We start from the raw sequence: 18,678 nt of genomic DNA, 5'->3' as shown, positions 1-18,678 counted from the left end.
GCTCTGGATCGACGCGGCGGTGGCCGCCGGCCCGGAGACTGCTCTGCTGTAAGGGCCGCGCGGCCCGCCCCGCCATGCCTCCCGCCGGCTATTCGAGCCGCGCCGGAAAGCCCGCAGCGCGCAGGTCGGTGCCGAGCCGGTCCTCGAGCAACCTGACCACCTGCGTCGACTGGGCCGATCCGCCGTAGGCCGCCCGCCCGGCCTCGAAGGTCGCCGCCACGCGGGTGGCGAGGTCGAGCGGCACACCGAATTGCTTGCCGAAACCCAGCGCGAAGCCCAGGTCCTTGAGTGCGAGATCCATGGTGAAGGCGATGTCGTAGCTGCCGTTGAGGATCAGCTGGCCTTCGGTCTCGTGCACGAAGCTCGTGCCCGAGGAGGCCGCGATCGCCGCCCAGGCCTGCCCGAGGTCGAGCCCGGCGCGTTTCGCCAGCATCAGCGCCTCGCCGTCGGCAACCAGATGGGTGAAGGCGAGCATGTTGGTGATGACCTTGATCACCGCCGCCGAGCCGAGCGGCCCCATGTGGAAGAGCCGCCCGCCCATCGCCCTGAGGGCCGCCTCGTGCCGCGCGAAGAGGTCCTCCTCGCCCCCGGCGAGCACGGTGATCTCGCCGCGGGCCGCCAGATGCACGCCTCCCGTCACCGGCGCCTCGAGCGTTTCGACGCCCCGCGCCGCCGCGGTCGCCGCCAGCCGCAGGATGTCGTCGCGGCCGAGCGTCGAGCATTCGATCCAGGTCGTGCCGGGCGAAGCGCCGTCGAGGATGTGCTCCAGCACCGCCTCCGAGGCGCTGGGCGAGGGCAGGCAGGTGAAGATCCCGTCGCGCCCCCGCGCCGCCGCCGCCGGATCCGCCGCCCAGGTCGCGCCCATGGTCAGCAGCCGTTCCGCCGGCGCCGGGTCGCGGTCATGCACCGTCAGGTCGAAGCCCCTCGCGAGCAGCCGCGCCGCCAGATGCCCGCCGAGGTTTCCCAGGCCGACGAAGCCGTAGCGCGGCCGCCCCATCAGAAATGGATGCGGAACGCGGCGCGGATCGCCCTGTCGGTGGCGGCGTCGACCAGCGGCTCCGCCGAGGCGAGAATGCGGTCCTTGCGTGCCCGGGCGCGCGCGATCAGGTCGGGCTTGCCCACCTCCGCCCATTCCTTGGGGCTGAGCCGGTCCGCCACCGCCGGATAGACGTAGTCGGTCTGCATCAGCGCCAGTGTCTGCGCATTGCCCAGGTAATGCCCCGCGCCCCCGAGGCAAACCTCGCGCATGGCGTCGAGGCTCACGTCGTCCTCCTCCACCGCGATGCCGCGCACGCAGCGCAGCACCTGCCCGAGCAGGTCGTCGCCCAGCACCAGCGATTCGAAGCAGAAGCCGAGCAGCGAGGCATGCATCCCCGCCGCCTCGTAGACCATGTTGAGCCCGGAGAGCCCGGCCAGCACGTTGGAGATCGCCTGTTCCCAGCCCGCCTGCATGTCCGGGAGCTTGGCGTCGGCGATCCCGGCCGCCGCCCCGCCCGGCAGGCGGTAGAAATGATGCATCTGCGCGCAGCCGGCCGTCAGCAGCGCCTGCTCGCCCGAGCCGCCCGACATCGCCCCCGAGCGCAGATCCGAGACGAAGGGCCAGGTCCCGAAGATCGCCGGATGGCCCGGCGCGATGGCGTTCACATAGACCACGCCCGCCAGGCATTCCGCCACCGCCTGCACGATCGCCGTGGCGATCGCGGCCGGCGCCGTGGCGCCCGCCTGTCCCGCTGAGAGCAGGAGCACCGGCATGCCGCCGCGCACGCAGGCCTCCATGGTGATGCAGCTCTCCTCGGCGAAGGTCATCGGCGGCACCACGAAGCAGTTGGAGTTCGAGACGAACGGACGCGCCCGCCATTCCGCCTCGCCGCCCGCGATCATGTGCAGGAGCTCGAAGCATCCCGCCACGTGGGAGGGATCCGAGAAGCTCGTGCCCACATGCTTGGTCGTGCCGGCGCAGGAAGCATAGAGCGTATTCACGTCCATCTCGAAATTGTCGGGGATGTCCCGGCAGACCATCGCGCGCTGGAAGAAATGCAGGTTGTCGAGCGCATGGGTGATGCGCGCCGCGTCATGCAGGTCCCGCGCGGTCGAATCGCGATAGGTCTGCGTCTCCACGTCGACCACATGCACCGCGGCGCCGGCGGTGCCGAAATGCACGCGCTGTCCCGAGAGCAGCAGGTCGTGGCGCGGGTCGCGGCCGCAGAGGGTGATGTCGCGGGCGGCCTTGGCCAGCATGTCCTCGACCAGGGCGCGCGGGAAGCGGATGCGCCCGTCCTCGCCCTGCACCGCCCCGGCGCCGGTCAGGATCGCCACGCCGGAGGCGGGCGCGTTGCCGAGCCCGATCGATTCCAGCGCCTCGAGCGCGGCGGCGTGGATGCGGGCCATGCCCGCCTCGCTCAGCGGCCGGTACTGGCCGCCGCTCATGCCCGCGCGCACCGGGCGCAGGTTCTCCGCCAGGGGCGCGGCCCGCACCGCCTGCCGCGCGGCCCGGCCGCCGCTCCGCCGCCCCTGGGTCTCCATCGTCGTCATCGCTCGAACCCTACATGCTCAGCCGCGCCGCCGCCGGATCGTAGAGCGGCCGCAGCGATGCTTCCGCCGGGACGCGCCGGCCCGCGATCTCGATCTCGTAGGTCGAGGCCAGCACCTCCGCCGCGGTCTCGCCCGGGCAGGGCACGTAGCCGAGCCCGATGGCCGCCCCGAGGTGATGGCCGTAATTGCCCGAGGTCACGATGCCGACGATCCGCCCGTCGCGCACGATCGCCTCGTTGTGGAAGAGCATCGCCTCCGGGTCGCGCAGGCGGAACTGTACCAGCCGCCGCTCCAGCCCTGCCTCGCGCCTGGCCAGCACCGCCTCGCGACCGATGAATTGGCCCTTGTCCGGTCGGACAGCGAAGCCGAGCCCCGCCTCCAGCACGTGGTCCTCGTCGGTGATGTCGTGGCCGAAGTGCCGGAAGGCCTTCTCGATGCGGCAGCTGTCCATGGCATGGAGCCCGCAGAAGACCAGCCCGCGCTCGGCCCCCGCCGCCTCCAGCGTCTCGAAGACATGGGCCGCCTGGTCGGCGGGGACGTAGATCTCCCAACCGAGCTCGCCCACGTAGCTGACCCGATGCGCCCGCGCGAGTCCGAGCCCGATCTCGATCTCCCGCGCCGTGCCGAAGGGGAAGGCGGCGTTGGAGAAATCGTCCGGGCTCACCGCGCCCATCAGCCCGCGCGCCTCCGGCCCCATGACGCAGAAGACCGCCTCCGCCGCGCTCACCTCCGTCACCACCGCGAAATCCTCGCCGAGGTGGCGCCTCAGCCAGGCGAGGTCGCGGCGCAGCGTCGCCGCCGGCACCACCAGCAGGAACAACGTCTCGCCGAGCCGCGTCACCGTCAGGTCGCTCTCGATCCCGCCGCGCGCGTTCAGCATCTGGCTGTAGACGATCTGGCCCGCCTCCACGTCCACGTCGTTGCCGCAGAGCCGCTGCAGGAAGGCGCAGGCATCGCGCCCTTCCACGCGGATCTTGCCGAAGGAGGACATGTCGATCAGCCCGACGCCGGTGCGAAGGGCGAGATGCTCGGCGCGCTGGTTTTGAAACCAGTTCTGCCGCCCCCAGTCGTAGCGGTATTCCCGCGCCTCGCCCGGTGCCGCGAACCAGTTCGCGCGCTCCCAGCCCGCCACCTCGCCGAAGACCGCCCCGAGCCGTTCCAGCGCCCCGTGCACCGGCGAGCGCCGCACGCCGCGCGCCGTCGCCATCTGGCGATAGGGGTAATGATCGGCGTAGAGCAGGCCGAGGGTCTCGGTCACCCGCTCGCGCAGGTAGCGCCGATTGCGCTGGAAGGGCTGGGCCCGGCGGATGTCGACCTCCCAGAGGTCGAAGGGCGGCTCTCCTTCCGCGATCCATTCGGCGAGCGCGTAGCCCGCGCCGCCCGAGGAGACGATGCCGATGGAATTGTAGCCCGCCGCCACCCAGTAGCCGCCGAGCTCCGGCGCCTCGCCGAGATAATAGCGGTCGTCCGGGGTGAAGCTCTCCGGCCCGTTGAAGAAGGTCTGGATGCCGGCCTCGCCCAGGAGCGGCACGCGGGCTACTGCCTTCTCCAGGATCGGCGCGAAATGATCCAGATCCTCGGCCAGCTGGTCGAAGGCGAAATCCTCCGGGATCCCGCCCATGCCCCAGGGCTTGGCCATGGGCTCGAAGGCGCCGAGCAGGAGCTTGCCCGCGTCCTCCTTGTAATAGGCGCATTCGTCGGGCACCCGCAGCACCGGCAACCGCCCGAGCCCCGCGATCGGCTCGGTCACCACGTAGAAATGCTCGCAGGCATGCAGCGGCAGGGTCACGCCGGAGGCTGCCGCCAGATCCCGCGCCCACATGCCGCCGCAGTTCACCACCACGTCCGCCGCGATGCGGCCGCTTTCCTCGCCGCGCCGCCAGGCGACGCCCGTCACGCGTCCGCCCGCCTGCAGGACCCCGGTCACGGCGACGCCCTCGTGGATCTGCACCCCGTGTGCGCGCGCGCCCCGCGCCAGCGCCATGGCGATATTGGCCGGGTCGCATTGCCCGTCGCCGGGCAGATGCACCGCCGCCACCACGTCCGCCACGTCGAGATGCGGATAGAGCGCCACCGCTTCGCCCGGGCCGATCTCGTGCACCTCGATGTCGAAGGCCCGCGCCAGCGAGGCCTGGCGCAGGATCTCCTCGCGCCGCGCCTCCGTGAGCGCCACGGTGATCGAGCCGCAGCGCCGCAGCCCGGTGGCGATGCCGGTCTCCGCCTCAAGCCGCCCGTAGAGATCGGCGGAATATTTCGCCAGCCGCGTCATGTTCTGGCTGGCGCGCAGCTGTCCGATCAGGCCGGCCGCATGCCATGTGGTGCCGCAGGTCAGCTGCTTGCGTTCGAGCAGCACCACGTCCTTCCAGCCGAGCTTGGCCAGGTGATAGGCGACCGAGCAGCCCGAGACCCCGCCGCCGATCACCACCGCACGCGCGGCGCCGGGGATCCCGCTCATTCCGGATCCCCGCCGGTCGCGTAGCCGCCGGCTTCGAGGCGGGCGGCGATGGCCGCGATATGCGCGGGGCCGGTCTCGCAGCAGCCGCCGACGAGGCTCGCGCCACCTGCGACCCAGCCAATGGCGTGATCGGCATAGGCCTCCGGGCCGAGGTCCGCCCGGGCGGCGAGGCTTTCAACCGTGCTCCCCACCGCGTGCCCCGTCTCGAAGGGCGCGAAGGCATTGGCATAGCCGCCGAAGGGCCGGCCGGTGGCCTTCAGCGCCGGCATCGCCGCCCCGACCGCCTCCGGCGAGGAGCAGTTGACGAGCAGCGCGCCCACCGGCAATGACCCGAGCGCCGCGGCCGCTTCCGCGATGCTCTCGCCGCTGCGCAGGAGCCCGGCCCCGCGCTCCGCCACCGTCCAGGACACCCAGACCGGCTTTCCAGAATGCGCCGCGGCGCGGGCGGCACCCACCGCCTCACCCGAAGCCGCCATCGTCTCGCAGAGGAAGAGATCCACATGCGGCGCCTGCAGGGCTACTACCTCCGAATAGACCGGTTCGGCCTCCGCGGCGGTGCGGGCGATCTCCGGGCGGTAGGACCATTCGAGCGGCGGCAGGCATCCGGCGATGCGCACGCCTGTCCCCGCCGCCCCGGCCCGGTCGCGGGCGCGCAGCGCCAGGTCGCAGGCCGCGCGCTGCAGCCTGGCGAAATCCGCCGGATCGCCGAACTTGCTGAGCCGGGTCGGCTCGGCGGAATAGGCGTTGATGGTGATGACCCGCGCGCCGGCGCGGATGTAGTCGAGATGCAGGTCCTCCACCGCCTGCGGCGCGTCCAGCATCACCTGCGCCGACCAGAGCGGCGCCGGCGCGGCCCCCGTGCGCCGGATCAGCTCCTGCCCCATGCCGCCGTCGAGGAGGAGGATCCGCCTCATGCCCGGAGCCTCCTGTTTTCCGGATCCCAGAGCGCGGCCTCCGCCTGCACTTCCGCCGGGAAGCGCGCGCCGTAGATCTCGACCTCCACCCGCGTCCCCGCCACCGCGAGATCGCTGCGCAGCATGCCGAGTGCGATCGAGCGGTCGACCCGGTGGCCCCAGCCGCCCGAGGTCGTCTCGCCCACCACCGCGCCGTCGTGCCAGAGCGTCGACATGTAGGGCGCGTCGCAATCCCCCGCCGCGACGGCCAGCGTCACGAAGCGCCTGGCCGGGCCGTCGCGCTGCTCGCGTTCCAGCGCCGCCTTGCCGCGGAAGGCGGGCTTCGCCCAGTCGACGAAGCGCTCGAGCCCGCCCTGCAGCACCGTGTAATCGGTGGAGAGATCGCCCTTCCAGGCGCGATAGCCCTTCTCGAGCCGCAGGCTGTTCAGCGCGAACATCCCGAAGGGCCTCAGCCCGTGCTCCGCGCCAGCCGCCATCACCGCATCGAAGATCGCCGGCGTGTCCGCCACCTCCGAATGGATCTCCCATCCGAGCTCGCCCGCGAAGGACACCCGCGCCAGAAGGCAGGGCCGTCCGGCGATCTCCGCTGCCTGATGGCTCAGCCAGGGCGCCGCGAGATCGGCCTCCGCCACCGCCGCGAGGATCGCCCGGCTCGCCGGTCCGGTCAGGATCTGGCAGGACCAGCCCTCGGTCACGTCGCGCAGCGCGAAGCCCGCGCCCGCCGGCCGGTGTCGCGCCAGCCATTCGAAGTCATGGGCCTGCGCCACCGCGGCGGTGATCAGCAGGAAATCCTCCTCGCCGAGCGCCAGCACCGACATCTCGGTGACGATCCGCCCGCCCTCGTCGGCGAAATAGCCGAGCCCCATGCGCCCCGGCTTCGGCACCCGCCCGGTGACCTGCGCGTCGAGCCAGCCGCGCGCGCCGGGCCCCTCCAGGCGGAAGCGCGAGAAGCCCGGCAGGTCGAGCATGCCGGCCGCGTCGCGCACCGCGCGGCATTCCTCTCGCACCCGCGCGAACCAGGGGCCCTCGCGGCCCCAGGTCTGGGTCGCCGCCTCCGAGACGTCGTCGCCGGCCCGGGCGAACCAGTTCGCCCGCTCCCAGCCGTTCGCCGACCCGAACTGCGCGCCGAGCGCGGCGATGCGGTCGTGCACGGCCGAGAGCTTCTTGCCCCGTCCCGCCGGCCAGGCGTGATGCGGGAAATGCATCGCGTATTCGTGGCCGTAGACCTCGCGCGCCTTGGCGAGGCAGTAGTCCCGGTCCTCGAAGCCGGTGAAGCGCCGCGGATCGCAGGACCACATGTCCCATTCCGTCTCGCCTTCGGTCACCCATTCCGCCAGCACCTTGCCGGCCCCGCCCGCCTGGCAGATCCCGAAGGTGAAGACGCAGGCCTCATAGGCCCCGGGCACCCCCGGCATCGGGCCGATCAGCGGATTGCCGTCGGGCGTATAGGGGATCGGCCCGTTGATCACCTTGGTCAGGCCGGCGGTGCCCAGCACCGGCACGCGGGCGACGGCATCCTCGATGTACCATTCCAGCCGGTCGAGATCGTCCGCGAAGAGCTGGAAGGAGAAATCCTCGGGCATCGGGTCGTCCGGCGTCACCCAATGCGCCCGGCAGTCCCGCTCGTAGGGGCCGAGGTTCATGCCGCCCTTCTCCTGGCGCAGGTAATAGGAGGAATCGACGTCGCGCAGCAGCGGCAGCTTGGCGCCCGCCTCGCGCGACCAGGCCACCACCTCCGGCATCTCGTCGAAGAGCATGTACTGGTGGCTCATCACCACCATCGGCAGGTCGCGCCCGAACCACTTGCCCACCTCGCGCGCACGGTAGCCGGCGGCATTGACCACGATCTCGCAGGCGATCTCGCCCTTGGGCGTCGTCACCACCCAGCCGTCGCCCTGCCGCCGCACCCCGGTCGCCGGGCAGAAGCGATGGATGCGCGCGCCCATCGCCCGCGCCCCCTTGGCCAGCGCCTGGGTCAGCTGCGCGGGATCGATGTCGCCGTCGTAAGGGTCCCAGAGCGCGCCGGCCAGCTCGTGGGTCTCCACGAAGGGGTAGCGCGAGCGGATCTCGTTGGCCCCGAGCACTTCCAGATCCATGCCCTGGTAGCGCCCCATCCCGACCACGCGGGCGAATTCGCGCATCCGCTCGGCGGAATGGCCGAGCCGCACCGAGCCGGTCACATGGTAGTTCATCGGGTAGTCCACCTCGCCGGCGAGCCGGCGGTAGAGATCGGCCGAATAGCGCTGCATGTTCATGATCGACCAGGAGGCCGAGAAGGTCGGCACGTTGCCCGCCGCATGCCAGGTCGAGCCCGCCGTCAGCTCGTTCTGCTCGAGCAGGACGCAATCGCTCCAACCGGCTTTCGCGAGGTGGTAGAGCGCCGAGACGCCCACCGCGCCGCCGCCGATGACCACGACACGGGCCTGTGCATCGATGTCGGACAAAGCGGCCTCCCTGGACGTTGTGGCGAGTATGCGCAGCCGCGCCGCGCGGTTTCAATCGGTGATCGGCGACGCGAGGAACCGGTCGATCCAGCGGTCGCAGATCGCCCGTCCCTCCTCCGGCGCGAAGGGCGTCTCGGCGAGGCACCATTCCACCCAGAGCCCGTCGAGCAGCGCACTCAGTTCCGTCGCCCGGAAGGCCAGATGCGGCATCTCCGCCGCCTCCCCCTGCGCGCCCGCCAGCAGGTCGCGCAGGGCGGCCTGGAAGGCGCCGTTGCTGCGCTCGCGCGCCGTGCGGACCGCCTGCGATTCGAAGGCCATCGCCCAGAAGACGATCCAGGCGCGGAGCACGCCGCGGTCGAGGATCTCCGGTCCGAAATAGGCGGTGACGAAGCCGCGCAATCGCGCCGCCGGATCGCCGTCCCCGGCCGCCTCGAGCAGCATCGCGAGCTGGCGCTCGGCCAGGGTCTCGTAGGCGGCCGCCACCAGGTCGTCCTTGCTGGGGAAATAGTGGTTGATCAGCCCGATGGAGATCCCCGCCTCGGCGCCGATCCGCCGCGCCGAGAGCCCGTCGCGGCCCTCGCGCCGCAGGCAGCGCAGCGTCGCCTCGATCAACGCCGCGCGCCGCGCGTCGGGTTGCAGGCGGTCGAAGTCGCGGCGTTTGTCGGGGTGGGCCACGGGGGGTTGAATTCCTTGTTGAACGGTCGTACAACAAATAGAGGAAACGGCGGCGCGATGCAACGCCGGAAAGGCGCAACCTCCCGAAGATGAGGCAGACCATGCGGTATTCGACTTTCACGGACCGGATCGGCGGCGAGGGTGCGGAGGCCTGGGCCATCCATTCCGAGGCCCTGGCCGCGGCCGACCGCGGCGAGGACGCGATCGTGCTCAGCATCGGCGACCCGGATTTCGCCACGCCCGAGCCGATCGTGCGCCGTGCCGTTGCCGCGCTGGAATCCGGCGACACCCATTATGCCGAGGTCGCCGGGCGGATGGACCTGCGCGCCGCGATCGCCGCGCGCCACGGCGCGCGCACCGGGTCGCCCTGTGCCGCGGACAATGTCATGGTCCTCGCCGGGGCGCAGAACGCGCTCTTCGCCGCCAGCCTCTGCCTGCTCGACGCCGGCGACGCGGTCGTTGCGCTCGATCCGATGTATGTCACCTACGAGGCGACGATCCGCGCCTCGGGGGCCGATCTCGTGCGCGTGCCCCAGGCCGCCGCCGGCGGCTTCCGGCCGGACCCGGCCGTCATCGAGGCGGCGATCACCCCGCGCACCCGCGCGATCCTGCTCACCAACCCCAACAACCCCACCGGGGTCGTGATGAACGGGACCGAGCTCGCCGCCATTGCGGCGATCGCCCGCCGTCATGACCTCTGGGTGATCGCCGACGAGGTCTATGCCGATCTCGTCTACGGGCCGCGCCACGCCTCGATCGCCGGCCTGCCCGGAATGGCCGAGCGCACCGTCACCATCGGAAGCCTGTCGAAATCCCATGCCATGACCGGCTGGCGCATCGGCTGGGCGATCGGCCCCGAGGCGCTGATCGGGCATTTCGCCCGGCTCGGGCTCGCCATGCTCTACGGCCTGCCCGGATTCTGCCAGCAGGCGGCGCTGACCGCGCTCGAGATCGAGGACGACACCACCGAGGCCATGCGCCGGGTCTACCGGCGCCGCCGCGACCTGGCCTGCGACCGGCTCGCCGCGGCGCCGGGCCTGCGGCTGCTGCTGCCCGAGGCGGGCATGTTCGTCATGGCCGAGGTGCGCGGAACCGGGCTTTCCAGCGGCGAATTCGCGGTCCGGCTCTTCCGCGAGACCGGGGTCTCGGTCCTCGACGGCGCGGCCTTCGGCGAGAGCGCAAGGGGCTGGGTGCGGATCTCCTTCACCATCGAGGATGCACGCCTGGCGGATGGCTGCGAGCGCATTGCGCGCTTCGCCCGCTCCCTGACGGCGAGCGCGGCCTGAGGACAGTCGCGGCGAACACCCCCGACCTTGTGCAGGTCACCGCCTGACCCTTGGCCGCGGCGGGCGCGGACGGGTCAACCGAAGCTTGAGAGACCGGCGCATAGAGCGTGCATGGCTTGTGCATGGCGCATGCATGGTCGATTCGCTCCGCTTCCGGCGGCGGGAGCCTTGCCGGGAGCGGCGAAAAGCCCGACACTCGCCCGCGCCCGGATCTGCCGTTCGAGAGGGAGGCGAGCCTTGGACCGGAGCCGACCCAAGCCATCCGGCGCTTGCGGCTCCTGATCTGGTCGGCCAAGGTCAGGGATGGATTTTCTTGCGTGAACCCCGTGCGTTACCTGGTCATCCTCCTGATCGCCGGCACCCTCTCCGGCTGCGACCGTCCGGTCAATCCCGATGCGCTGACGGTGACGCTGGAGCCGACCGAGGAGCCCGAGGCCTTCTATCGCGAGGGCCTCGGCCGGCGCACCACCACCGACGCCCCCGGTCTCTGGGCCGTCGTGAGCCAGCTGCCCCGCGCCGAGAGCGCCGTCATCCGAAACCCCCGAAGCGGTGCCGAAGTCACCGTGGCCCTCTTCGCCGCGCGTCGCTCGGTCGGGGGATCGGATATCGAGATCTCGGCGGAGGCCGCCGATGCGCTCGGCATCGGTGAGGAGCCGGTCGCGGTCACCGTGACCGCTGTTCGTGTCGAGCCCAATCTCGTCGTTCCCAAGGATGTTTTTTGACAGGCGGATGCGCTTGCCCTATCGCTGAGGCAGGTATCGAGGGGTGCTCCGAGGCAGGAGAACGCGTATGTTTCTGAAATCCGGCGCGATTGCACTCGCGCTGATTCTGCTGATCGCCCCGCTGCCGGCCGCCGCATTCGAGACCAAGGCCAAGGCCGCCATCGTCATCGACCACGCCACGGGACTGGTGCTGTTCTCCAAGGACGCCGACCGGCCGATGGCGCCGGCGTCGATGTCCAAGCTCATGACGCTCTTCATGCTCTTCGAGGCGATCCGCGACGGCCGCGTCACCACCGAGACCGAGTTCGGCGTCAGTGCCCGGGCGCAGGCGATGGGCGGCTCGCGGATGTTCGTGGAAGCCGGCACCATGGTCCCGGTCGAGGCCCTGATCCACGGCATCATCGTGCAATCGGGCAACGATGCCTGCGTCGTCGTGGCCGAGGGGCTCGCCGGCAGCGAGGAGGCCTTCGCCGAGGCCATGACCCGCCGTGCCCGGGAGCTCGGCCTGACGAACACCACCCTGACCAATGCCTCCGGCTGGCCCGATCCCGACCACCTGATGAGCGTGCGGGATCTGGCCCTGCTCTCGGGCCATATCATCGACGAGTTCCCCGAGTACTATTCCTATTTCAACGAGACCGAATTCACCTGGAACGGCATCACCCAGCCGAACCGGAACCCGCTCCTGAAGCTCAATATCGGCGCGGACGGCCTCAAGACGGGGCACACGGCCGAGGCCGGATACGGTCTCGTCGGCTCGGCGGTCCAGGACGGGCAGCGGATCATCTTCGTCGCCACCGGCCTCGCCAGCGAGGCCGAGCGCCGGTCCGAGACCGAGGCGCTGGTAAAATGGGCCTTCGGCGCCTTCGACAAGGTCAAGTTCTTCGACAAGGACGCGGTGGTGGCCGATGCCGACGTCTGGATCGGCGAGCAGCCGACGGTGCCGCTCGTCGCGCCGCAGATGCTCCAGATGCTGGTCCCGCGCGAATCCCGCGATGCCGTCGCCGCGAGCATCGTCTATCGGGGCCCGATCGAGGCGCCGATCGCCGCCGGCCAGGTTCTCGGGGCGCTGGTGGTCGAGGTGCCCGACCAGGAGGCGGCCCGCTTCGACCTCGTGGCCGGGCGGGACGTCGCCCGCGGCGGCCTCGTGACCCGCATCGGCGCAGCCACCCGCCTCGCGCGCGACCGCGCGGTGCAGATGCTGCCCGCGCGCGACTGATCGCGCGCGGTGGCGGGGCGCCTCATCACCTTCGAGGGCATCGACGGTTCGGGAAAGTCCACCCAGCTGCGCGCGCTCGCCGCGCATCTGCGTGCACGGGACCTCGAAGTCGTCGAGACGCGCGAGCCCGGGGGGGCGCCCGGCGCCGAGACGATCCGCCGGCTGCTCGTCGAGGGCGAGCCCGGCCGCTGGTCGCCCGAGACCGAGGTCCTGCTCTTCACCGCCGCCCGGCGGGACCATCTCGAGCGGACCATCGCCCCGGCGCTCGACCGCGGCGCGACGGTGATCTGCGACCGCTTCGCCGATTCCACGCGGGTCTATCAGGGCGCCGTCCGTGGTGACCTGCGCGCCATGGTGGATGCGCTCCATCGCCTCGCGATCGGGCTGGAGCCGGACCTGACGCTGATCCTCGACATCGACCCCGAAGTCGCGCGACGGCGCGGAGCCGAGCGGGGCGGCGTGGAGGATCGCTTCGAGCGCTTCGGCGCCGAGTTCCAGCATCGCCTCCGCGACGGATTCCTGGCGCTGGCGCGGGAGTTCCCGGAACGCTGCCGCATCGTGCCGGCCGACGGCGCGCCCGAGGCCGTCGCCGAACGCATCCGCAGCCTGGCGGATGCGCCATGACCGACGAACCCGATGTCGAGGAACCCGACCGCCGTCCCGGCGCGCCGCATCCGCGCGAGACCTCGGTTCTCTTCGGGCAGGAGCCGGCCGAACGGGGCTTCCTCGATGCGCTGGCGTCGGGGCGGCTGTCTCATGGCTGGCTGATCACCGGGCCGGTGGGCGTCGGCAAGGCGACCCTCGCCTGGCGCATCGCGCGCCACCTGCTCGCCGGCGGGCAGGGGGACAGCCTCGAGATGGCGCCTTCCGAGCGCGTGTTCCGGCAGGTGGCACAGCTCTCGGCGCCGCAGCTTCTGCTCTGCCGGCGCCCGTGGGACGACAAGACGAAACGGCTCCGGACCGCGATCACCGTCGACGAGATCCGCGCCCTGAAATCCTTCTTCCAGATGTCGGCGCCGGATGGCGGCTGGCGGGTCGCCATCGTCGATGCGGCGGACGATCTGACGGTTTCCGCCGGGAATGCGCTGCTGAAGATTCTGGAGGAGCCGCCCGAGCGCGCGGCGCTGCTGCTGGTCAGCAATCAGCCGACACGGCTTCTGCCGACCATCCGCTCGCGCTGCCGCGGGCTGCGCTGCCTGCCGCTGGCACCGGAGGCGCTGGCGGCAGCGCTCCAGGCGGCCGGGCATCCGGTTTCGGACGCGGAGCTCCCGGTGCTCGCCGTGCTCTCCGGCGGATCGCCCGGCGTGGCGCTCGACCTTGCCGCGGCCGGCGGCGTGGCGCTCTATGACGATATCCTGCAACTGATCCGCACGGCGCCGCCGCTCGACCGGCGCCGGCTGATCGCGCTGGCGGATGCCTGCGCCGGCCGCGATTCGGGGATGCGTTTCGCACTCACGCTCGATCTTCTCCGGCTGGCCGTTTCGCGGCTCGCGCTCGCGGCCGCCGGATCCGCAAGCGACCCGGTTTCCGAAGCGGAGGCCGCGCTCAGGGAGCGTCTGGGGCAGCACCCGGAGCAGGCGAGGATCTGGGCCGAGCTGGAGCCCGATCTCCTCGGCCGCGCCGAGCGCTCGCGCGCGCTGAACCTTGACCCCGGGCAGGTCATCCTCGATACGTTCCTGCGGATCGATGCGGCCGCCGAAAGGGCGCTTCTCCCCGCCGCCTGACCACCTGCGTCCGCTCGAGTATCCCGATGTCCTCGCCCGCCCTCGTCGATAGCCATTGCCATCTCGATTTTCCCGATTTCGCCAACGAGATCGATGCGGTGGTCGCGCGCGCCCGCGCCGCCGGCGTGGCCCGCATGGTCACGATCTGCACCCGACTGCGCGAGGAGCCCCGCGTGCGCGCGATCGCCGAGGCCCATGACGGCGTCTTCTACGCCGCGGGGACCCATCCGATGCATGCCGCCGAAGAGCCGCTCGCCACGGTCGGCGAGCTGGCGGCGCTCGCCGGTCATCCGCGTTTCGTCGGCATCGGCGAGACCGGACTCGACTACCATTACACCGCCGAGAGCGCCGCGGTTCAGCAGGAGAGCCTCCTGGTGCACATCGAGGCCGCGCGCCGGACGGGCCTTCCGCTGATCATCCATGCCCGCGATGCCGATGCCGACATCGGCCGGATCCTTGAGCGCGAGCATCGTGCCGGGGGCTTTTCCTGCGTGATGCATTGTTTCACCTCGGGCCGCGCGCTGGCCGAGACCGCCTTGTCGCTCGGCTTCTATCTTTCGGTCTCCGGCATCGCGACCTTCAGGAGCGCGGGGGATCTGCGGGCGATCTTCGCCGATGCGCCGCTCGATCGCATCCTGGTGGAGACCGACAGCCCCTACCTCGCGCCCCAGCCGCATCGCGGCAGGCGCAACGAGCCGGCCTTCGTGGCCGATACCGCGCGCATCGCCGCCGCGATCTGGGACCTGGAGCCGGAGGATTTCGCGACCCGGACGAGCGCGAACTTCGACCGGCTCTTCGCCAGGGCCGCGGCCTGATGGCGCGCCTGCGCGCGACGATCCTCGGCTGCGGCTCGTCGGGCGGGGTGCCGCGGATCGGCGGCGAATGGGGCGCCTGCGACCCGCTCGATCCCCGCAACGCCCGGCGCCGGTGCTCGCTGCTCGTGGAGCGGCTCGAAGATGGCCGCGCGACCCGCGTGCTGATCGACACCGCGCCGGATCTCCGGGCACAGCTGCTCGACGCCGGCGTCGGCCATCTCGACGGCGTGGTCTATACCCATGCGCATGCCGATCACGTGCACGGCATCGACGATCTGCGCGTGGTGGTGTTCAACCGCGGTTCGCGACTGCCGGTCTGGGCCGATGCCGAGACCTCGGATGCGCTGATCTCGCGCTTCGCCTATGTCTTCGTGCAGCCGCCGACCAGCGCCTATCCACCGATCCTCGAGCTCAATGCCATCGAGGGCACATTCGAGGTCGAGGGTGCCGCCGGGCCGCTCGGCTTCCGGCCGATCCGCGTCCAGCACGGAAGGATCGAGGCGCTGGGCTTCCGGATCGGCGGCCTGGCCTATCTGCCCGACGTGTCGGAGATCCCGCCGCAGTCCTGGAAGGATTTCGAGGACCTGGAGATCTGGATCCTCGATGCCCTGCGCCGTCGCCCGCATCCGACGCATGTCCATCTCGAGCGCAGCCTGGAATGGATCGCCCGCGCCGCTCCCCGCCGCGCCGTGCTGACCAACATGCACAACGATCTCGACCATTCTGTCGTGGACGCCGAGACCCCTGACAACGTGACGCCGGCCCATGACGGGATGGTCCTGGAGATCGATCTTTGATCTTCGGCATCCTCCATGTCGTCCTGCCGGTCTTCCTCGTCACCGGCGCCGGATATGCGGCGGTGCGCACGGGGCTCTTCGCGCCGAGCGCCGTCGACGGGCTGATGGTCTTCACCCAGACCTTCGCCATCCCCTGCCTGCTCTTTCGCGCCATCGCCGATCTCGATCTGGGAGCGGTCTTCGACCCGCGGCTGCTCTTCTCCTTCTACACCGGGGCCGTCACGACCTTCGTCCTCGGCATCCTCGGCGCGCGGCGGATCTTCGGGCGGCGGCCGGGCGAGGCGGTCGCCGTGGGTTTCTGCGCGCTCTTCTCCAACCTCGTCCTGATCGGCCTGCCGATCATGGAGCGCGCCTATGGCGTCGACGCGCTCGCGCCGAGCTTCGCGATCATCTCGATCCACGCGCCGTTCTGCTACCTGCTCGGCATCACGGTCATGGAATTCGCCCGCGCCGACGGGCGCGGCCTCGTCGATACCGGGCGCGCCGTGACCCGCGCCATGTTCCGCAACGCGCTGATGATCGGGCTGGCGCTCGGTTTCGCCGTCAATCTCGGCGGGATCCCGGTGCCCGCGACGCTGCGCGTCGCCGTCGACATGCTGGCCGGGGCGAGCCTGCCGGCCGCGCTCTTCGGCCTCGGCGGCATCCTGACCCGCTACGTGATCCGCGCCTCGCTGGCGGAAGCCGGAATGATCGCCGCCCTGTCGCTCCTGGTGCATCCCGCCATCGCATGGGTGCTCTCGCGGCAGGTCTTCGGCCTGCCCGACGAATTCGTCCGCGCGGCGGTGCTCGCCGCGGCGATGGCGCCGGGGGTCAATACCTATGTCTTCGCCAGCATGTACGGCCGCGCCCAGGCCCAGGCGGCGAGTGCCGTCCTGCTGGCGACCGGGCTCTCGATCGTCACCGTATCCTTCTGGCTGGTGGTCCTGGGCGGCGTCCGCTGACCGGGAAGCGATCCGTCCTGTGCCGAGGGGGCAGGGGTGTGGGCCGCGGACCGGCTACCTGTCCAGCGCTGGAAGACGGATTGCGCCGCGTCACTTCAGCTGGCTGTCCTTCGACCCGCGCCGGTTGATCCCGCCGCGCGCGACCGGCCGGGCGTCCCGTTGCTGCTGGCAGTCGATGCAGAGCGTCACGCCCGGGATCGCCTGCCGCCGCGCCTCGGGGATCGGTTCCTCGCATTCCGCGCAGTGGGTCCGGCTGGCGCCGGTCGGGCGGCGCCTGGCCTGCATCCGCCTGAGCTCGTCCGCGATCGAGGCCTCGATCTGTTCGTTCACCGCGCCGTCGCGCGACCAGCCTCCAGCCATGGCATCCCTTCATCGCCGTTTCCCGGGGCGACGGGGCTCCGTCAGAAGTCCCGCAGCGCCCGGAGGTCCATCGCCTCCAGCAGAGCCGTCTTCTCCTCGACGCTGGCAGTGCCGGTCAGGCTGACCATGACCTTGTTGTCGACCACGCCCTGCAACTCGCCGTCGTTGTCGGCAAACTGGGTGCGCTGGATGCGGATCGGCTTGCCGCTGCCCATGGAGGCGACACCGGTGATCATCGCCGCGATGCTGTTCACCATCGGGGAATTCGCCAGAAGCGTCAGGGTCATCTCCACGTCGCCCTTGCGATAGGTCGCCGCCGCGGCGGTGCCGCCGCCGAACATGCTCATCGCGAGCCCGCTGCCGTCGGCTTCGGCCTCCTCGCGCGTCCAGCCGGCGGGCGCTTCGGGCAGATAGGCCGCGAGGCTTGCCGACTTCATCTGGCCGAGCAGCTTCATCGCATAGTCGAGTTCCTCGCTCGCGACGGTGATGTCGCCTTCCGCATAGGCCGCCAGCGCGCTGTCGATGACGTCGGTGAATTCGTCGGCCGCAACCGGCGCGGCAACCGCGCAGAGAAGCGCCGCGCCAGAAAGCAGATGTCTCATCTCGAACCTTTCCCGATCGGAGGTCGGCATCACCGCGCTAGGGCGAATCCGCCGAGGGTAGCGTCTTCAGGCGGTCCAGCGCCGCGCTGATTTCGTCGAAGAGTTCCACGCGTTCGCCCGGCGACAGGAAAGCGCCCAGTTCGATCTCCCGGCCGTTGCCCGTGAGCGTGAGGTATTTCTCCACCGGGGCGTTCTCGATCAGCCGCGGCCGCACCCAGAAGGGGTTGGCGTGCCAGTGCTGCACCGTGCCGTTCGGCTCGATGCGCTCGACCGTCACCAGATCGGGCCAGAGCCGGAATTCCTCGGTCAGCCTGCCGTCCTCGAAGCTGCGCCGGAAGGCCCAGGCGAGCCCCGCGAGTGCCGCGACGAGGAAGGGCAGCATCCCCCAGCCTGCGCCGATTCCCCCGAGCGGCACCAGCGGAATCACGAGGCCCAGGGCCACCAGTGCCATCACCCAGGTGACGCCGCGCTGGCTCAGCGACCGGTTCGGTCGCAGCGAAAGCGCCAGGAGCGGCGCTTCCACACGGTTCGCAAGTCCCCTTGCGGGTGTCGGGAAATGCGATCGGGCCGTCTGTTCGAGCACGGCTCCCCGCCTTCAGTGTGCCGCCGAATGGTCCCACATGTCGGGGGTCGGCAGGGTCTCGAAGGTGTGCTCCGGCGGCGGGTTCGACAGCGTCCATTCCAGGGTCTGGTCGGGCTGTGCGCCCCAATAGGCCGGCTCGGTCACGCGCTGGCCGTAGCGCAGGCTGTAGAAGACGATCCCGAAGAAGAAGACGAAGGACAGGCCGGAGAGGAAGGCGCCCCAGGACGACACGTAGTTCCAGAGCGCGAATTGCTCGGGATAGTCGATGTAGCGGCGGGGCATGCCCTGGCGGCCGAGGAAGTGCTGCGGGAAGAAGGTCAGGTTCACGCCGACGAACATCATCCAGAAATGCAGCTTGCCCGCCCATTCCGGATAGGCCCGCCCGGTCATCTTGGTGAACCAGTAGTAGACGCCGGCGAAGATGCAGAAGACCGCGCCGATGCTCATGACGTAATGGAAATGCGCCACCACGTAATAGGTGTCGTGATAGGCCCGGTCGAGCGGCGCCTGGCTGAGCACGATGCCGGTCACGCCGCCGACGGTGAAGAGGAACAGGAAGCCGATGGCCCAGAGCATCGGCGTCTTGAACTCGATCGAGCCGCCCCACAT

18 protein-coding genes are annotated in these 18,678 nt (G+C 70.8%); 8 read left to right on the top strand and 10 right to left on the bottom strand.

The window, feature by feature from the left end:
• Positions 1-88: 88 nt before the first annotated feature.
• From V7050_RS08365 to V7050_RS08340, 6 genes are read right to left on the bottom strand one after another with little or no spacing between them, the layout of a single operon-like run.
• Positions 89-997, bottom strand: coding sequence for an NAD(P)-dependent oxidoreductase (locus V7050_RS08365; RefSeq protein WP_324366773.1), 909 nt, complete (start codon positions 995-997; stop codon positions 89-91).
• A complete protein-coding gene (locus V7050_RS08360) occupies positions 997-2,532 on the bottom strand; it encodes a trimethylamine methyltransferase family protein (protein WP_324366771.1) in 1,536 nt (511 codons plus the stop codon). Before V7050_RS08360 ends, V7050_RS08365 begins: the two co-directional genes overlap by 1 nt.
• A gap of 10 nt (positions 2,533-2,542) precedes the next feature.
• Complete coding sequence (locus V7050_RS08355) at positions 2,543-4,987, bottom strand: GcvT family protein (RefSeq protein ID WP_324410454.1); 2,445 nt, start codon at positions 4,985-4,987, stop codon at positions 2,543-2,545.
• Entirely contained in the window at positions 4,984-5,901 is a 918-nt protein-coding gene (locus V7050_RS08350; protein WP_324366767.1) for a homocysteine S-methyltransferase family protein, read from the bottom strand. Before V7050_RS08350 ends, V7050_RS08355 begins: the two co-directional genes overlap by 4 nt.
• Positions 5,898-8,345, bottom strand: coding sequence for a GcvT family protein (locus V7050_RS08345; RefSeq protein ID WP_324366765.1), 2,448 nt, complete (start codon positions 8,343-8,345; stop codon positions 5,898-5,900). The genes V7050_RS08350 and V7050_RS08345 overlap by 4 nt, the downstream gene beginning before the upstream one ends.
• Positions 8,346-8,396: 51 nt before the next feature.
• Complete coding sequence (locus V7050_RS08340) at positions 8,397-9,020, bottom strand: TetR/AcrR family transcriptional regulator (protein ID WP_324366763.1); 624 nt, start codon at positions 9,018-9,020, stop codon at positions 8,397-8,399.
• Positions 9,021-9,121: 101 nt separating this feature from the next.
• Here V7050_RS08340 and V7050_RS08335 point away from each other — a divergent pair, with 101 nt between their 5' ends.
• From V7050_RS08335 to V7050_RS08300, 8 genes are all read left to right on the top strand, one after another.
• On the top strand, positions 9,122-10,306 hold the full coding sequence (locus tag V7050_RS08335) for a pyridoxal phosphate-dependent aminotransferase (protein ID WP_324366761.1): 1,185 nt from the start codon (positions 9,122-9,124) through the stop codon (positions 10,304-10,306).
• A 317-nt stretch (positions 10,307-10,623) separates the two neighbouring features.
• Positions 10,624-11,028 carry a hypothetical protein gene (locus V7050_RS08330; RefSeq protein WP_324366759.1) on the top strand — a complete coding sequence of 135 codons (405 nt, stop codon included), beginning with the start codon at positions 10,624-10,626 and terminating at the stop codon, positions 11,026-11,028.
• Between the two features lie 67 nt (positions 11,029-11,095).
• Complete coding sequence (locus V7050_RS08325) at positions 11,096-12,247, top strand: D-alanyl-D-alanine carboxypeptidase family protein (RefSeq protein WP_324366757.1); 1,152 nt, start codon at positions 11,096-11,098, stop codon at positions 12,245-12,247.
• Positions 12,248-12,256: 9 nt separating this feature from the next.
• On the top strand, positions 12,257-12,871 hold the full coding sequence (gene tmk / locus V7050_RS08320) for a dTMP kinase (protein ID WP_324366754.1): 615 nt from the start codon (positions 12,257-12,259) through the stop codon (positions 12,869-12,871).
• The gene (locus V7050_RS08315; RefSeq protein ID WP_324366752.1) at positions 12,868-13,971 is read left to right on the top strand and encodes a DNA polymerase III subunit delta'; all 1,104 of its coding nucleotides are present in this window, start codon (positions 12,868-12,870) and stop codon (positions 13,969-13,971) included. The genes tmk and V7050_RS08315 overlap by 4 nt, the downstream gene beginning before the upstream one ends.
• 26 nt (positions 13,972-13,997) lie before the next feature.
• The gene (locus tag V7050_RS08310) at positions 13,998-14,786 is read left to right on the top strand and encodes a TatD family hydrolase (protein ID WP_324366750.1); all 789 of its coding nucleotides are present in this window, start codon (positions 13,998-14,000) and stop codon (positions 14,784-14,786) included.
• Complete coding sequence (locus tag V7050_RS08305) at positions 14,786-15,583, top strand: MBL fold metallo-hydrolase (protein WP_324366748.1); 798 nt, start codon at positions 14,786-14,788, stop codon at positions 15,581-15,583. Before V7050_RS08310 ends, V7050_RS08305 begins: the two co-directional genes overlap by 1 nt.
• On the top strand, positions 15,580-16,524 hold the full coding sequence (locus V7050_RS08300) for an AEC family transporter (protein WP_442885612.1): 945 nt from the start codon (positions 15,580-15,582) through the stop codon (positions 16,522-16,524). The genes V7050_RS08305 and V7050_RS08300 overlap by 4 nt, the downstream gene beginning before the upstream one ends.
• 90 nt (positions 16,525-16,614) lie before the next feature.
• Here V7050_RS08300 and V7050_RS08295 read toward each other — a convergent pair whose 3' ends face one another.
• From V7050_RS08295 to V7050_RS08280, 4 genes are all read right to left on the bottom strand, one after another.
• Positions 16,615-16,884, bottom strand: a complete 270-nt coding sequence (locus V7050_RS08295; protein WP_324366746.1) for a DksA/TraR family C4-type zinc finger protein — start codon at positions 16,882-16,884, stop codon at positions 16,615-16,617.
• Positions 16,885-16,925: 41 nt separating this feature from the next.
• A complete protein-coding gene (locus tag V7050_RS08290) occupies positions 16,926-17,486 on the bottom strand; it encodes a hypothetical protein (protein WP_324366744.1) in 561 nt (186 codons plus the stop codon).
• 37 nt (positions 17,487-17,523) lie between these two features.
• Positions 17,524-18,009: a DUF2244 domain-containing protein gene (locus tag V7050_RS08285; protein ID WP_324366742.1), complete on the bottom strand. Its 486-nt coding sequence runs from the start codon at positions 18,007-18,009 to the stop codon at positions 17,524-17,526.
• 72 nt (positions 18,010-18,081) lie between these two features.
• On the bottom strand, positions 18,082-18,678 hold a 597-nt coding region (locus tag V7050_RS08280), incomplete at its 5' end, for a cbb3-type cytochrome c oxidase subunit I (protein WP_324410451.1).

Origin of the sequence: Amaricoccus sp., from assembly GCF_036846665.1 — a bacterium.
Classification (GTDB): domain Bacteria; phylum Pseudomonadota; class Alphaproteobacteria; order Rhodobacterales; family Rhodobacteraceae; genus Amaricoccus.
The sequence above is the reverse complement of the archived record's forward strand: the minus strand, read 5'-3'. Positions and strand labels throughout refer to the sequence as shown.

Excerpts from the sequence above, each read along its gene's own strand:
- V7050_RS08310 (WP_324366750.1), top strand. The coding sequence starts at position 13,998 with ATGTCCTCGCCCGCCCTCGTCGATAGCCATTGCCATCTCGATTTTCCC.
- V7050_RS08335 (WP_324366761.1), top strand. The coding sequence starts at position 9,122 with ATGCGGTATTCGACTTTCACGGACCGGATCGGCGGCGAGGGTGCGGAG.
- V7050_RS08360 (WP_324366771.1), bottom strand. The coding sequence starts at position 2,532 with ATGACGACGATGGAGACCCAGGGGCGGCGGAGCGGCGGCCGGGCCGCG.
- V7050_RS08305 (WP_324366748.1), top strand. The coding sequence starts at position 14,786 with ATGGCGCGCCTGCGCGCGACGATCCTCGGCTGCGGCTCGTCGGGCGGG.
- V7050_RS08325 (WP_324366757.1), top strand. The coding sequence starts at position 11,096 with ATGTTTCTGAAATCCGGCGCGATTGCACTCGCGCTGATTCTGCTGATC.
- V7050_RS08315 (WP_324366752.1), top strand. The coding sequence starts at position 12,868 with ATGACCGACGAACCCGATGTCGAGGAACCCGACCGCCGTCCCGGCGCG.
- V7050_RS08365 (WP_324366773.1), bottom strand. The coding sequence starts at position 997 with ATGGGGCGGCCGCGCTACGGCTTCGTCGGCCTGGGAAACCTCGGCGGG.
- V7050_RS08355 (WP_324410454.1), bottom strand. The coding sequence starts at position 4,987 with ATGAGCGGGATCCCCGGCGCCGCGCGTGCGGTGGTGATCGGCGGCGGG.
- V7050_RS08350 (WP_324366767.1), bottom strand. The coding sequence starts at position 5,901 with ATGAGGCGGATCCTCCTCCTCGACGGCGGCATGGGGCAGGAGCTGATC.
- V7050_RS08295 (WP_324366746.1), bottom strand. The coding sequence starts at position 16,884 with ATGGCTGGAGGCTGGTCGCGCGACGGCGCGGTGAACGAACAGATCGAG.
- V7050_RS08290 (WP_324366744.1), bottom strand. The coding sequence starts at position 17,486 with ATGAGACATCTGCTTTCTGGCGCGGCGCTTCTCTGCGCGGTTGCCGCG.